Raw genomic sequence first — 14,512 nt, 5'->3', positions numbered from 1 at the left:
AAAAGATGAAACAGTTAAGTGTTTTTTTAAATGTTATCATAGCGATTGCACTGATTTTCAGTTCATGTACATCGGAGGATGCAAAGAGCGAACAACCCACTGTTGTCAAAACAACAGGCATTGAGCGGGTGCGGGTCATCCGCTTGCAGCAGGAGGAAATTGACCGGATGGTTGAGTATACCTCAACATTACAGCCGCTCAACGAAGTCCATATGGCGCCTGCCTCGCCCGGAAAAATCGAAGCCATTAAGGTGGAAGTAGGCGACCGGGTCAGAAAAAACCAGTTGCTGGTTCAAATGAATGATGCCCAACTGGTGCAGGCCCGGATTCAGAAAAACAACCTCGAAACCGATTATTCCCGTTTGCAGGTGCTCAATCAAACCGGAAGTATTTCGAAACAACAGTTTGATCAGTTGGAAAGCCAATATGAATCGGCAAAAGAAAATGTCGCTTACCTCGAAGACAATACCAGCCTGTTGGCCCCGTTCGACGGTATTGTTTCGGGTAAATATTTCGAAGCCGGCGAAATGTACTCCGGCTCTCCCGTGTCGTCAATCGGGAAAGCGGCTATTCTGTCGGTCATTCAAATTGACAAGTTAAAAGCGATTATCAATGTTTCCGAACAGTATTTCCCAAATATCAGAAAAGGAATGAGGACAGATATCCGCTTTGATGTTTACCCGGATCAGGTCTTTACCGGCGAAATTTTCCGCATCGCGCCCACCATCAATCCGCAAAGCCGGTCATTCGAGGTGGAAGTGTTAATGACCAATACGGATAACCGCTTACGGCCGGGCATGTTTGGCCGGGTTTCCCTTAGCCTCGAAAAAACACAGGCACTGGTGTTGCCTTCCATTGCTGTACTGAAGATGCAGGGATCAAATAACCGTTACCTCTTTGTGGAAGAAAACGGGAAGGCCAAACGGATTGATGTAACGGTTGGAAAACGTTATAACGACAAGGTGGAGGTGATTTCCGACCAGTTACATGCGGGCGATAAAGTCATCGTCGAAGGGCAGCTCAGGTTATTGGAAGGGGTTGATGTGCAGGCGGAAAACTGATCGCTGCTCAGTTGTCAAAATCATTTTTAAAGAAAACGGATTATGAGTATATATAAAAGCGCCGTAGACAAGCCGATTACCACAATCATGATATTTATTGCCATTGTGGTGATGGGGATTTTTTCACTCATCAATATTCCCATCGACCTTTACCCGGAGATGGAACCGCCGTACGTGTCGGTGATGACCTCCTACGCGGGTTCCAATGCGGTGGATATTGAGGCAAATATCACCAAGCTGTTGGAAGATGCACTCAATTCGGTAGATAAGCTGAAAGAAATCACCTCCACTTCGTCTGACAACCTGTCGGTGATTTCCATGGAATTTGAGTGGGGAGCTAACCTGGATGAAGCCACCAACGATATCAGGGATGTAGTTGACCGGGTGTACGGCAACCTGCCCGATGGTTGTGACCGGCCGACCATTTTTAAGTTCAATACCAGCATGATGCCGATTCTTTTTTACGCGATCACCGCAAAAGAGAATTATCCGGGGCTGGAAAAGTTGATCGATGAAAAGGTGATTAACCCGCTTAACCGGGTAGAAGGAGTCGGATCGGTTTCAATGGTCGGTAGCCCGCAACGCGTGGTTTATGTGGATGTCGACCCCAAACGGCTGGATGCGTACGATCTGACGCTGGAACAAATCGGATCAGTCATTTCAGGCGAAAACACGAATCTTCCCCTGGGGAATGTAAAAATGGGAAAAGTTGATTACCAGATTCGTGTGCAGGGTGAATTTACCGAAAGCGACCGGATTAATAGCCTCATTGTGGCTAATTATGAAGGAAAACCCGTGTATGTGCGCGATATTGCCGTGGTAAAAGATACGCTGAAAGAAGTGACACTGGAAGAAAAAATAAACGGCGAAGCCGGCGCCCGGATGTTTGTGATGAAACAGTCGGGAGCCAATACCGTGAAGGTGGCCCGCGAAATTAAAGAGCGGATAGAAGAACTGAAATTAACCTTGCCGCCCGATGTTCGCATACAGGAAATCTTTGACTCTTCCACCTTCATCAAAGGGTCCATCCGGAACCTGTCGTCAACACTCTTGTATGCGATGATCTTTGTGGTGTTGGTGGTGCTGTTCTTCCTGGGTCGGTGGAGGGCGACCTTCATCATTGTGCTCACCATTCCCATCTCGCTGATTGTTGCCTTTGTTTATCTTTACATGACAGGTAACTCACTGAATGTAATTTCGTTAACATCTCTTTCCATTGCTATCGGGATGGTGGTCGACGATGCGATTGTCGTCCTCGAAAACATTACCCGGCACGTGGAACGCGGGAGTAGTCCGCGCGAAGCAGCTATTTACGCCACTAATGAGGTGTGGCTATCGGTTCTTATCACCACCCTCGTGGTGGTCGCCGTTTTTTATCCGTTGACATTGGTTTCGGGAATGACCGGTGTGCTGTTTAACCAGTTAGGCTGGATTGTAACCATTACGGTAGTTACGTCAACCCTGGCCGCTATTTCGCTGACGCCCATGCTGGCATCCAAATTCCTGCGTTTGCAGCAACGAAAAAAAACCGGCCGCTTCAGTTACGAAAATACCGCTGAAAAATGGCTGGGAAAGCTTGATCTCTGGTACGAATCCCTCCTGCGCCGTTTATTGCATTATAAATCCATAGTCATAGTGGCTACATTCATGGTCTTCTTTGGCTCGTTATTCCTTGTCAAATTCATCGGAACCGACTTTATGCCCGAATCGGATCAAAGCCGGATGACGGCTTATGTGGAGCTTCAAACAGGTTTGCGGGTTGAAGAATCAATTAAAGTTACCCGGAAACTCGAAAAGATTATCAGCGAACGTTATCCCGAGGTTGAACTGATTTCTTCATCCACAGGTTCTGACGATGAGGGTGGCTTTATCTCCATGTTCAGTACCACCGGGTCAAATATTGTTAACCTTACGTTACGCCTGAAAGATCTTCAGTATCGTGAACGTTCGGTTTGGGAAATTGCGGATGATTTTCGCGATCAGGTTGCCTTGCTTCCCGAAGTGGTCAGTTCGGTGATCTCTACTTCATCTCAGGGCCTGGGTGGATCGGAAAATGTGGTTGAGTTCGAAATTTACGGGTATAACTTCGATGCCACCAACCTGTATGCTGAAAAGATTTACGACCGGATTAAAACCATCAAAGGAGCCACCAATGTCAGTATTAGCCGCAAAGACGATAAACCGGAGTTACAGGTGATTCTCGACCGGAACAAACTGTCGGAGCATGGTTTGTCAACCGGTCAGGTGTCTATGCTGATCCGAAACCGGATTAACGGGCTGGTACCTTCCTATTATAAAGAAGAAGGAGAAGAATATGATATCCGGATCAGGCTGACGGAAGAGTACCGGAATTCCATATCCGATATTGAGGATCTGACCATCATGACCCCGGCCGGACAAAAAATCAAATTGAAAGAATTGGGTTACGTCGACGAGTTCTGGTCACCGCCAAGCATCCAGCATAAACGCAGGGAGCGTTTGGTGACGATTTCAGCCATGCCCAATAAAATTTCGCTGGGGCAGCTGGCTGAACGGATAAAAACTGCCGTGTCGGATATTGAACAGCCGCGAGATATTGTGACTTCCGTAGGCGGGGCCTACGAAGACCAGCAGGAATCGTTTATCGACCTGGCCATGTTGTTGTTCTTAAGCCTGATTTTGGTTTTTATCGTGATGGCGTCTCAGTTCGAGTCGTTGCGGATGCCTCTGATTATTATGTTCTCCATACCGTTTGCCTTTACCGGGGTGATTTTGGCCTTGCTGATAACCGGCACCACCTTGAGCGTAGTGGCTGCCTTGGGGGCTGTGCTGCTGGTCGGTATCGTGGTGAAAAACGGGATCGTGCTGGTCGACTTTATTAACCTGATGCGCGACCGGGGCGTGGAATTGCATGAGGCCATCGCCGCCTCCGGGAAATCACGTTTGCGTCCGGTGTTAATGACCGCCATGACAACCATTCTGGGCATGCTCCCGCTGGCGCTGAGTACCGGCGAAGGAGCAGAAATCTGGCGTCCGATGGGGATTACAGTCATCGGGGGGCTGGTATTTTCAACCTTGGTAACCATGGTGATTGTTCCGGTAATGTATGCCATTTTAGCCCATAGCGGAGAACGACGGAAAAAAGAAAAGGTGCGTGCGAAGTTTGTATTTATGGACAAATAAAAAAACAATAGATGAAAGCAGTTTTTGTGGTATTTAACCAGGCAAATTCCGAACGGGTGGAGTATATGCTCGACCGCTTGGGAATCAGGGGATATACCTGGTGGAGCGATGTGCTGGGCAGGGGGTCCGAAACCGGCGAACCCCGTATGGGTACCCACACCTGGCCGGAAATGAATTCAGCGGTGCTGACCATTGTTCCGGATGATAAAGTGGACATCCTCCTTGAAAAAGTAAAAAAGATGGATGAAGTAAACCTGGAAGTTGGGGTCCGGGCATTTGTATGGGAGGTACTGAAATCCGTGTAATGAGGGTTACTGTTTAACGAATCCCGGCATTGGATTGAAAAAATCAGATTATTCCCTGTTCACCGCAGTTGAGATGAGCAGGGTGCTTTTTGTTTTTGAATCGTTCAGAAACAGCGAATTCTCCGATCAAAAACCTCCGGCTCACTACTTTTGGGAATAAAAAGGTCTGTAATACGCCGCGGCTTAGCATAAAAAGCATCATCGCGAGCCAGAGGGCATGATTGCCCAGGTGGTTCTGAAAAAGATAATACGACGGGACAAAAACCAGAAATGTTGCTGCAATCATGGAGTTTCGCATTTCTTTTGATGCGGTTGTCCCAATATAAATCCCGTCCCAGATAAAAGATGCAAAAGTGATTACCGGAGTTAGGATTACCCATACCCGATATTGTTGAGCTGTTTCGATCAGACTTTTCTGGCTGGTTAATACCGACAGGATCAGTTGATCTCCGAAAAGGAACAACAGGCTGAACAGAACGGCCAGTCCGCTTCCCCAGATAAATAATTTGCGGGCAAGCATCCGGAAGCGGCTGAGGCTGTTTTCACCCATAAAGCGACCGGCCAATGCTTCGCCGGCAAAGGCAAATCCGTCGATAAAAAAGGAAAAGAACAACAGAAACTGGATGAGTATCGAATTAACAGCCAGGATGTGATCATCTATTCCGGCTGATTTTGATGTAAAAAAGGTAAAAACAGCAATTACACAAAATGTGCGAATAAAAATATCGCTGTTTACGCGAAAGAAATTTTTCAGCGCAGCCAGGTCGATGATCGCTTTCCAGTTCAGGAAAACAGTGAGCTTGCGGTATTTCTTAAAGAAGAGGAACAAACCGGTTACCAGTCCGAGGTATTGGGCAATGACCGTTCCGAGAGCTACCCCGGCTGAGGCCAGGTCCATGAATACGACAAAGATAAAACTGAAAAGAAGATTAAATACATTAGCTAAAATGGATGTAATCATGGGAAAGCGCGCATTTTGCATGCCCAAAAACCAACCATTCAGTGTGTATAAAGCAAGCGTGGCCGGGGCGGCCCAGATCCTGATTCGGAAGTATTCCCGGGCCAGTGATTCTACTTCGTCGCTCCCGTTGATCAGCCGGAAACTCAGCCATTCAATCGGTATTTGGAAGAGGAGAATAAACAGGCTGATCAACGTCGAAATAAAAACAGCGCGCGCGAGTACGCGGATACTTTCGCGCTTATTTCCTTCGCCGTAAAATTGAGCCGTAAACCCGCTGGTGCTCATGCGCAGGAAACTAAAACCCCAGTATATAAAATTGAATAAGACCGTTCCCAAGGCAACCGCCCCAATGTAAACCTCCGATTTCAGGTGTCCCATTAGCGCCAAGTCAACCAGTCCAAGTAAGGGAATTGTTACATTGCTGATGATGTTGGGAATGGCTAAGCGAAGAATCTCTTTATTCACCGATTTTTGGCTGCAAAATAAGCAAAAATATTCCTAAGCATAAAGCACCGGACGAGGGCGGTTGAATTGCCCGGATGTTGCGTGGTTCACGATTTAGTCGGCCAAAAATGATTGACGACATCTATCAGGCATCAATAAATTCTATCAATTTAATAGACTTCTTATTTGGAATGAGTACAAATAGGTTGTAGATTTGCATATAAAGATAAAAAAATCCGAAATCAAAAAATAGAACGTTATGTCATTCGAATTACCTCAATTATCATACGCATATGATGCTTTAGAACCATTGATTGATGCACGTACGATGGAGATTCACCATACGAAACACCATGCTGCGTACACAAGCAATTTGAACAACGCCATTCAGGGCACCGAACTGAGTGGAAAAACAATCAACGAAATTCTGTCAGGAGTGTCGGCACTTCCGGCAGCAGTCAGAAACAACGGAGGTGGTTTTTACAACCACTTACTTTACTGGGAAGTGATGACGCCGGGAGGCGCACCGCAACCGGAAGGTGATTTATTAAAAGCGATTAATCATTCATTTGAATCTTTCGATAATTTTAAAGAAGCTTTTACAAAGGCCGCCCTTACCCGTTTCGGTTCGGGTTGGGCATGGCTGGTAAAGCAGGGTGATAGTTTGGTGGTTTCGTCCACACCGAATCAGGACAATCCGTTAATGGATGTAGCCGATGTAAAAGGAACTCCGGTTCTTGGGATTGATGTCTGGGAACATGCTTACTACCTGAAGTACCAGAACAGACGTCCTGAATACGTTGATGCATTCTGGAAAGTCATCAATTGGGATGAAGTAGCCAAACGGTTTAAAGGTTAGTTGATTTTTGGTTTTTTTCCCCGAAGCAGAGGCTTCGGGGTTTTTATTGCCATATTATCTGTGATTATGATTAATAGAAAAATAATTTCAGTGTTTTCCTTTTTTTCAGGACAAGTCTTTTCCCTCGAAATTGCCGTCTGTTTCCTCAGCTAAAACCTGTTATTTGGATTCTTTTTAAATAGAGCAGACCTACTTTTTTCTTCAAACTTTTTGGGCTTAATTCATGTTTAGAAAGACAAAAATCAAAAACGTCTAACTTTAAATTGAGAATTATGCCATTCGAATTACCCGCATTACCCTACGCTAAAAATGCGCTGGAGCCTTATATCAGTGAGAAAACCATTGATTATCATTATGGCAAGCATCATCAGGCCTACGTGAATAACCTGAATAACCTGATTCCCGGAACCGAATTTGAAAATGCCGATCTGGAAACCATTGTGAAAAAGTCGGAAGGCGGTATTTTTAATAATGGGGCACAGGTTTGGAACCACACGTTTTACTTTTTTCAATTTTCGGCTACCGCAGCCAAAGAGCCGGGCGGTAAATTGAAAGCTGCGATTGAAACCTCTTTTGGCTCGTTTGAGGCTTTCAAAGAAGCCTTTACAAAGGCAGCGGCCATCCTGTTTGGTTCTGGTTGGGCCTGGCTGGTGAAAGATGCTTCCGGAAAATTGAGTATCGTGCAAACCGGAAACGCCGGCAATCCGCTGCGCGACGGTTTAACCCCGCTGATGACCTGTGATGTGTGGGAACATGCCTACTACCTGGATAAACAGAATCTTCGTCCAAAATACATTGAAGATTTCTGGCAGGTGCTTGACTGGAACGTTATTTCGGAAAGGTACTCAGGCTAACCGGTTGCTGAACCGGCACCAGGACCTGTCCCGGGATGAATAAATTCAGAATAAAGATAAGATAAACCAAAAATCAAAAGTATGAGTGCAGAAAAAGTATTGCAAGTGATGAAGGCTGCCGGCAAGCCGATGAAAGCCGGTGAAATAGCAGAAGCTGCCGGCCTGGATAAAAAAGAAGTGGACAAGGCCATGAATGTCCTTAAAAAGGAAGGAAAAATTGTTTCCCCGGTGCGCTGCGCCTGGGAACCGGCAAAATAGCTTGATTAAATAAATTGTTTTAGCAGGAGCTAAGTATTCATCTGCTTTTGCTTGAGATTAAGGTTGTATCGAAAATTTAAATCGGGATCAGACAAATGGGGTTCTGGTCCCGATTTAGATTTTTGATATAGCCTTTTTTATTTTTCGTGAGCCGTATTCTTGCTGTGCTAAGAATGATTAAAATAAAGATGTTTAAAAATATATTGTGAGTTAATAAAAAAAATTATAAACTTGCACTGTGAAAATAAAAATTATTCAAGGGGGTATTCAATGGACTTATTTCTGAAAGACATCGAGGATGTAAATAATGAAAACCGGCAGTATGCCCAGAAACGGAAAATTGTGGCCTTGCTTAATAGGTCGGAGAAACCGCTGACTATTCCCGGTATTTGCAAAAAGGTAAAGCTAAGCATACCAACCGGGACAAAACTGGTTAATGATCTGATTGATAATAAAATTATCATTGAATCGGGGAAAAAGGAGACGGATAACGGACGTCGCCCGTCGCTGTATAAAGTGGACCCGGATTATGCCTGTTGTATTGGGATTGTTGTTTTATTGAAAGGACTTTCGTTTTCGGTATATAATCTTGAGATGGACGAGATCTTTACCGTTGAAGATGAGAGTTTTGTTCTTGAGAACACGCGGGAGTGCCTGGAATACGTTGTTGCGTTTATTCGCGGGTCGATTTCGGAATCGGGCATTGACCGCAGCCGGGTTTTGGGAATGGGAATGGGTATTACCGGGCGTGTAAATTCCAGGACGGGCCACTCGTATAATTATTTCAATTTCTTGAAAGAATCGCTTACTGATTTCTTTTCTGAAAAGTTTTTATTCCCGGTATACATCGATAATGATACACACGTGCTGGGTTTGGCAGAGCAGTTTTTTGGCAAGGCCAAAAACGTTAAAAATGCGTTTGTGGTAAATCTGAGTAGAGGACTGGGTTTGGCGGTAATTGCCAATGGGGAAATTGTTGTCGGAGAACAAGGTTTCGCCGGCGAGTTTGGCCATATCCAGTTTGCCGAATCGGATAAACTTTGTTTGTGTGGGAAAAGAGGATGTTTGGGCACTGAAGTTTCGGGCTACGCTTTGGAGCAAAACTTTCAGCAACAAACTGAAGCAGGTGAAACCTCTCTGTTGCTGACAAATAAAGACTCTCGTGAGATTAAATACGAAGATATTTTACAGGCGGCATCGGAAGGAGATGCCCTTTCCATTTCATTAATTCATAATATCGGGTTTAAGATCGGTAAGGCGTTGGGCAACATGATTAATTTATTGAATCCGGGGGTGATTATTGTCGGAGGCGAATTTGTTTCGGCAAAAGAAATCCTGATTGATTCAATCAAATCGGGAATGACCCACACCGGGCTGTTGTTGCCCTTGCGTTCCTGTGAACTCATCTTTTCCTCCATAGGCGCCGATGCCGCTTCAAAAGGAGCCGCAGCAATTGTATTACGCCACTTACAACTAATATAAACGGAATCAGAAGAAAATACTAACTCAAAAAAACCTAAACGACTATGAAAACATAAAAACAGGACCGATGAAAGAAAACAGCCTGCCACAAGGCTTGGGGGCACAAGGACAGGCATGAAGTGAATGTATAATCAACACAAATTTACTTCAATTTTAATATTTTTCATATTTATGTTTAAACCTTTTTGCGAAGGTTGAAACTTGTTCTTAAACACGGCATTTTATGTCATGCCGGGAGATGTTTTTCTTGCTGTTTCTTCCCGGATTTGTTTTGCATGATTTTTCTTTTGAAAAGAAATGCCAGGTGTACTTCAGGATTACTATTCAAGTGTCTATCATTTTAACAGTTCAATAAATGTTAATTTACATGATAAAAAAACGAATTAGCCTTTTGGGCTATGCACTGACTATAATTACCCTCTTATTTTCTCAATATGTATCGGCACAGGTAATGGTCAGAGGAAATGTGTCGGATGAAAACGGTGAGCCGCTAATCGGAGCATCTGTTGTATTAAAAGGATCAACAACAGGAACAATTACTGATTCCGGCGGAAATTATGCCATATCGGTTACTGATAACGCGGCGAGGCTGGTTTTTTCGTTTATCGGTTACGAAAGCAAAGAAGAACAGGTTGGTACGCGGAGTCAAATCAATGTTGTTCTTACTGAAAAAAAGGAAGGAATTGACGAAGTTATTGTCGTTGGCTACGGTACTCAGAAACGGCAGTCAATTACCGGAGCTGTTTCTCAGGTTTCGGGAGACGAACTGCTGAAAGCTCCTGTAGGAAATATTACCAACAGACTCGGGGGTCTGGTTCCCGGAGTGATTGCCCTGCAACAATCCGGTCAGCCCGGGGCCGATGCCGCCAGTATTATTGTTCGCGGATCAGCGGCAAAATACATTGTTGACGGGATTGAACGAAGCTTTGCTGAAATTGACCCAAATGAAATTGCAACCATCTCTGTTTTAAAAGATGCTGCCTCTGCTGCCATTTACGGTTTGGGCGCCAATGCTGTTATTATTATCACCACCAAACGTGGTCAGGCTTCAGCCTCTCAAATATCATTTACCGGAGGATACGGAGTCAGTTCCAATGCCGTCATGCTCGATATGCTCGATGGTCCGGAATATGCCTACTGGTATAATAAAGCACGTGAAATGGACGGTGATGCTCCCGTATTTACTTCAGAACACGTTGCAAAGATGCTGAACAATGATCCTTCAGACGGCTGGGGAAATACCGACTGGTACAAAAAAACTTTTGGAACCGGAAAAACAAAAAATTTCAATCTGAACGCAACCGGAGGGACTGACAAAATACAATATTTCACTTCCCTGGGATATTATAACCAGGAAGGGAATGTGGAAGGTTTTAATTACGATCGCCTCAATCTCCGATCGAATATTGATGCAGAGATTGCCCGAAACCTGGACTTAACATTCGATGTATCAGCACGTGTTGAAGACCGGGACCGGCCAGGTTATACAGCTTCGCCGGGCGATTGGAACAATATACCGCAACAAGCCATGCGGGCTCACCCGTACGTGGTGGAAGAGATAAACGGGGTGCCTGTCTCAACAAGAACGGCAAGTTCGTATGTCAGTCCGTTGGCTGCCTCTGAGCTGACGGGATACAGCCGGGTTAAAACACATGTCCTTCAGACAAATATCGCTCTGAATTACCGTGTGCCGTCTGTTAAAGGATTAAGTTTCAAATTTGTCACAGCTTATGACATCTCTTATCAGACATCCAAATCTTTTTCAACGCCCTATTACACGTATGTGGCGAATACGCCTACTTCAACCACGAACGATATCAGCTATACCTATACCTATGATGCACGTGGAACCACGGCCAGTTTGGTAGAAGGTGCTTCGCATTACACCCATTTGACAACCAATTCGAGTATTAAATACGAAAATCAGTTTGGGGCGCATAAGATATCTGCGCTGGCGCTGATGGAAACAATCCAGCGCGATGGAAATAGTTTTGGAGCCTATGGTTACGGATTTGATATCCTGGAACTGGATGAATTGGATTTTGCGAACCTGGATGATCGGACCAAAGTGTCCGGCAGCAGCTATGAACAACGTCAGGTTGGTTTCGTGGGACGTGTCAATTATGATTACGATCAACGGTTTTTGGCTGAACTGTCAACCCGTTACGATGGAAGTTATGTTTTTGGAGGAATGAATAAACGCTGGGGAACATTCCCGGCTGCATCACTGGGTTGGCGGATCTCCGAAGAAGACTGGTTTAAAAACCAGGTAAGTTTTGTAAACAGCCTGAAGTTAAAGGGAAGTATTGGCTTGACGGGTACTACAGAAATACCTGCCTATTATTATCTGAATACCTTATCTTTTTTGGATGACCCGGCAGTTGTGATTAACGGAACGGCATTAAACGGGTTAATTACGTCTAAACCGGCCAATATCAATCTTACCTGGGCAAAGGCCCTTCAGTATAACGCCGGTTTTGATGCTACGTTATGGAATGGCTTACTGGGTGTTGAGTTCGATGTGTTCTACAAGTATATCTATGACATGCTTAGTACCATCAATGCAACTTATCCCGATTCGTATGGAGGCTATGTATACGGATATGAAAATAAAAATAAACAGGATCATAAAGGCTTCGAATTTGCCCTGACTCACCGCAATAAAATCGGAGGATTCTCATACAATATCGGTTTGAACGGAACTTATACCGAAAGACGCTGGTTACGATACGGTGATTCGGTCAATACGCCTGACTGGCTAAAACTGACCGGAAAAGAAGTGGGGGCGCAGGTTGGATTTATTTCGCTGGGTTTGTTCCAAAGTCAGGAAGATATCGATAACTCGGCCCTGATCGAAGGAAAAGGTGTTCGTGTAGGCGACATTAAATACATGGACCGGAACGGCGACGGTATTATTTCGTATGAACAGGACCGAGGTTATATCGGAAAGTCGGCTTACCCCAAATTTGTCGGAGGCCTTTCTTTCAGTGGAGAATGGAAGGGAATAGACATTTCTTTCCTGTTCCAGGGTGCTCTTGGGCGTGATGTTGCTCTAACAGGTGTGTACAGCAGCGGTATTATGGATAACACGTCTATGACCAAGCCTTTTTATCACGGAGGAAACTCTCCGAAATACTTGGTTGAAAATTCGTGGCGGGAAGATCATCTGAATGGAGAATTTCCGAGGCTATCCCTGGTGACTCTCAGTTCCAACAATGCCTTCTCATCCAGTTTCTGGTACCGGAACGGCGATTACCTGAGGTTAAAGAATCTTCAGATTGGGTATACATTACCGCAGTCGTGGGTTAAATCGGTTGGAATGGATAAACTGAGAGTCTATGCAGAAGGTCAGAACCTGCTTACATGGAGCGAGCTGACTAAATACAATATCGACCCTGAGCAGCCGGGTGTTTCCAATGGATACTATCCGCAGCAGAGAATATTTTCGATGGGTGTGAAATTGACCTTTTAATTCGAGCGATTATGAAAGTTAAAATAACAAAATTAGCCCTGTTTTTAGGAGTTATCGGTTTAACAGGTTGTAACGAATTTCTGGATACAACACCTACCGACCGGATATCTGATGAAGTGGTCTGGGAAAATGAAGCCAACGTCACCTTGTACGTCAATGCGTTTTATCCGTATATCGACCGTTACGGTAATTTCGGGACCTCCCAGTTTAGCGGCAACCTGACCGAAGGACTGACAGAAACGATGAAGTACGGCTCCTATGTGCCCGGAAGCAAAGCGGGCGACGCCAACATGTATGTATTTACCCCCGAAACCATGTCTCCGACAGGTAATTTGTTGAATACCTGGGGAAATACCTATGAAAGGATTAGAAGAGTAAATGAATTTCTGGTCGGGCTTCAGAAATACTCCAAACTGGATGAGGAAAAAAATAAGTTATTTGAAGGACAAGCCCGCTTTTTCCGTGCTTTCCTTTATTTCCAACTTGCCAAACGTCATGGTGGAGTTATTCTTTATACCGATATGAATTTGCAGAAGGATAAGAATCGTTCTTCCGCTGATGAAACCTGGAATTTGATCGAAGACGACCTGGATTACGCCGCTTCGGTTTTACCAAAAGAATGGCCGGCTGCCAACAAAGGTCGTGTTACGAAAGGAGCAGTTCTTGCATTTAAATCGAGGGCGATGCTTTATGCCCAAAGATGGCAATCGGCAAAAGACGCGGCCGATGCAGTTTTTGCATTGGACCTGTATGCTTTAACCGACGACTACGACGATGCGTGGAAAGGCGGTAATTCGGAATCTATTCTGGAATACAATTACCTGGTTACCGGACCGAACCATACCTTTGATAAAGATTACGCGCCTTTTGGTGAAATAGAAAACCAGGGAGGAAGCGGAACACCAACACAGGAAATGGTCGAATTGTATGAGCGGGCAGACGGAACAAGCGTTGACTGGAATGCCTGGCACCAGGAAGGTGGAACTACCACCCGGCCTCCGTACGAAGAACTGGAGCCTCGTTTTCATGCTACCGTGATTTATAACGGTTCTGTATGGAAAGGAAAAATTATGGAAAACTGCGTGGATGGAACTAACGGAAAGTATATGGGTTATCGTGAGGATACCTATGCCAAAGGTCGGACGACTACCGGTTATTATCTGCGTAAACACATGAATGAGAACCATACCGACCTGGTTACCTACCGGAGTACCCAAACCTGGGTCGAAATTCGTTTGGCCGAAGTTTATCTGAACCGGGCCGAAGCAAACTTCCGGCTTGGAAACAGTGGGCAGGCGTTAAACGACCTAAATGCCGTCAGGATCCGACCAGGTGTTGGTTTGCCTGTGAAAACAGGACTTTCAGGCGATGCTCTTTTCAATGCTATCCGCCACGAACGTAAAATTGAACTTTCGTATGAAGGTCATTTGTACTGGGATATGCGTCGATGGAAACTGGCCCATATCAATTACAATAACTACCGGGTACATGGGATGAAGATTTCTAAATCAGCAGGTGGTTATTTGTACGAGTATGCAGATTGTGATTTACAGGACCGCAAGTTTCTGCAAAAAACATATGTATTGCCGGTTCCTTACAGTGAACTGGCAAACAATTCAGCTATTGAGCAGTATGACGAATGGAAATAAAAAAT

10 protein-coding genes are annotated in these 14,512 nt (G+C 45.0%); 9 read left to right on the top strand and 1 reads right to left on the bottom strand.

Features of this window, described 5'->3' with window-relative positions:
* The first annotated feature begins 5 nt into the window (after positions 1–5).
* Genes ACOIT5_RS02730 through ACOIT5_RS02720 form a run of 3 tightly spaced genes read left to right on the top strand, consistent with a single transcriptional unit; the run spans position 6 to position 4,528 of the window.
* Positions 6–1,061 carry an efflux RND transporter periplasmic adaptor subunit gene (locus ACOIT5_RS02730; protein ID WP_423128935.1) on the top strand — a complete coding sequence of 352 codons (1,056 nt, stop codon included), beginning with the start codon at positions 6–8 and terminating at the stop codon, positions 1,059–1,061.
* Positions 1,062–1,103: 42 nt separating this feature from the next.
* Positions 1,104–4,223 carry an efflux RND transporter permease subunit gene (locus ACOIT5_RS02725; protein ID WP_423128934.1) on the top strand — a complete coding sequence of 1,040 codons (3,120 nt, stop codon included), beginning with the start codon at positions 1,104–1,106 and terminating at the stop codon, positions 4,221–4,223.
* Positions 4,224–4,234: 11 nt separating this feature from the next.
* On the top strand, positions 4,235–4,528 hold the full coding sequence (locus tag ACOIT5_RS02720) for a PG0541 family transporter-associated protein (protein WP_423128933.1): 294 nt from the start codon (positions 4,235–4,237) through the stop codon (positions 4,526–4,528).
* 43 nt (positions 4,529–4,571) lie between these two features.
* Here ACOIT5_RS02720 and ACOIT5_RS02715 read toward each other — a convergent pair whose 3' ends face one another.
* On the bottom strand, positions 4,572–5,954 hold the full coding sequence (locus ACOIT5_RS02715) for an MATE family efflux transporter (RefSeq protein ID WP_423128932.1): 1,383 nt from the start codon (positions 5,952–5,954) through the stop codon (positions 4,572–4,574).
* A 238-nt stretch (positions 5,955–6,192) separates the two neighbouring features.
* On the opposite strand from ACOIT5_RS02715, the gene ACOIT5_RS02710 reads away from it, so the two are divergent.
* From ACOIT5_RS02710 to ACOIT5_RS02685, 6 genes are all read left to right on the top strand, one after another.
* Entirely contained in the window at positions 6,193–6,792 is a 600-nt protein-coding gene (locus ACOIT5_RS02710) for a superoxide dismutase (protein ID WP_423128931.1), read from the top strand.
* A gap of 272 nt (positions 6,793–7,064) precedes the next feature.
* Complete coding sequence (locus ACOIT5_RS02705) at positions 7,065–7,646, top strand: superoxide dismutase (RefSeq protein ID WP_423128930.1); 582 nt, start codon at positions 7,065–7,067, stop codon at positions 7,644–7,646.
* An 81-nt stretch (positions 7,647–7,727) separates the two neighbouring features.
* Positions 7,728–7,904, top strand: coding sequence for a hypothetical protein (locus ACOIT5_RS02700; protein WP_423128929.1), 177 nt, complete (start codon positions 7,728–7,730; stop codon positions 7,902–7,904).
* Between the two features lie 270 nt (positions 7,905–8,174).
* A complete protein-coding gene (locus ACOIT5_RS02695) occupies positions 8,175–9,386 on the top strand; it encodes an ROK family protein (protein WP_423128928.1) in 1,212 nt (403 codons plus the stop codon).
* A gap of 367 nt (positions 9,387–9,753) precedes the next feature.
* On the top strand, positions 9,754–12,858 hold the full coding sequence (locus ACOIT5_RS02690; RefSeq protein ID WP_423128927.1) for a SusC/RagA family TonB-linked outer membrane protein: 3,105 nt from the start codon (positions 9,754–9,756) through the stop codon (positions 12,856–12,858).
* An 11-nt stretch (positions 12,859–12,869) separates the two neighbouring features.
* Positions 12,870–14,507, top strand: a complete 1,638-nt coding sequence (locus ACOIT5_RS02685) for a RagB/SusD family nutrient uptake outer membrane protein (protein WP_423128926.1) — start codon at positions 12,870–12,872, stop codon at positions 14,505–14,507.
* Positions 14,508–14,512 lie beyond the last annotated feature (5 nt).

The sequence above is a fragment of the Gaoshiqia hydrogeniformans genome (assembly GCF_049347105.1).
Lineage (GTDB): Bacteria > Bacteroidota > Bacteroidia > Bacteroidales > Prolixibacteraceae > Gaoshiqia > Gaoshiqia hydrogeniformans.
Note: the sequence above shows the minus strand (reverse complement) of the source record. Positions and strands in the feature narration are given on the sequence as shown.

What these genes read in the sequence shown, in the direction of transcription:
- ACOIT5_RS02730 (WP_423128935.1), top strand. Translation starts at nt 6, where the DNA reads ATGAAACAGTTAAGTGTTTTTTTAAATGTTATCATAGCGATTGCACTG.
- ACOIT5_RS02725 (WP_423128934.1), top strand. Translation starts at nt 1,104, where the DNA reads ATGAGTATATATAAAAGCGCCGTAGACAAGCCGATTACCACAATCATG.
- ACOIT5_RS02720 (WP_423128933.1), top strand. Translation starts at nt 4,235, where the DNA reads ATGAAAGCAGTTTTTGTGGTATTTAACCAGGCAAATTCCGAACGGGTG.
- ACOIT5_RS02710 (WP_423128931.1), top strand. Translation starts at nt 6,193, where the DNA reads ATGTCATTCGAATTACCTCAATTATCATACGCATATGATGCTTTAGAA.
- ACOIT5_RS02705 (WP_423128930.1), top strand. Translation starts at nt 7,065, where the DNA reads ATGCCATTCGAATTACCCGCATTACCCTACGCTAAAAATGCGCTGGAG.
- ACOIT5_RS02700 (WP_423128929.1), top strand. Translation starts at nt 7,728, where the DNA reads ATGAGTGCAGAAAAAGTATTGCAAGTGATGAAGGCTGCCGGCAAGCCG.
- ACOIT5_RS02695 (WP_423128928.1), top strand. Translation starts at nt 8,175, where the DNA reads ATGGACTTATTTCTGAAAGACATCGAGGATGTAAATAATGAAAACCGG.
- ACOIT5_RS02690 (WP_423128927.1), top strand. Translation starts at nt 9,754, where the DNA reads ATGATAAAAAAACGAATTAGCCTTTTGGGCTATGCACTGACTATAATT.
- ACOIT5_RS02685 (WP_423128926.1), top strand. Translation starts at nt 12,870, where the DNA reads ATGAAAGTTAAAATAACAAAATTAGCCCTGTTTTTAGGAGTTATCGGT.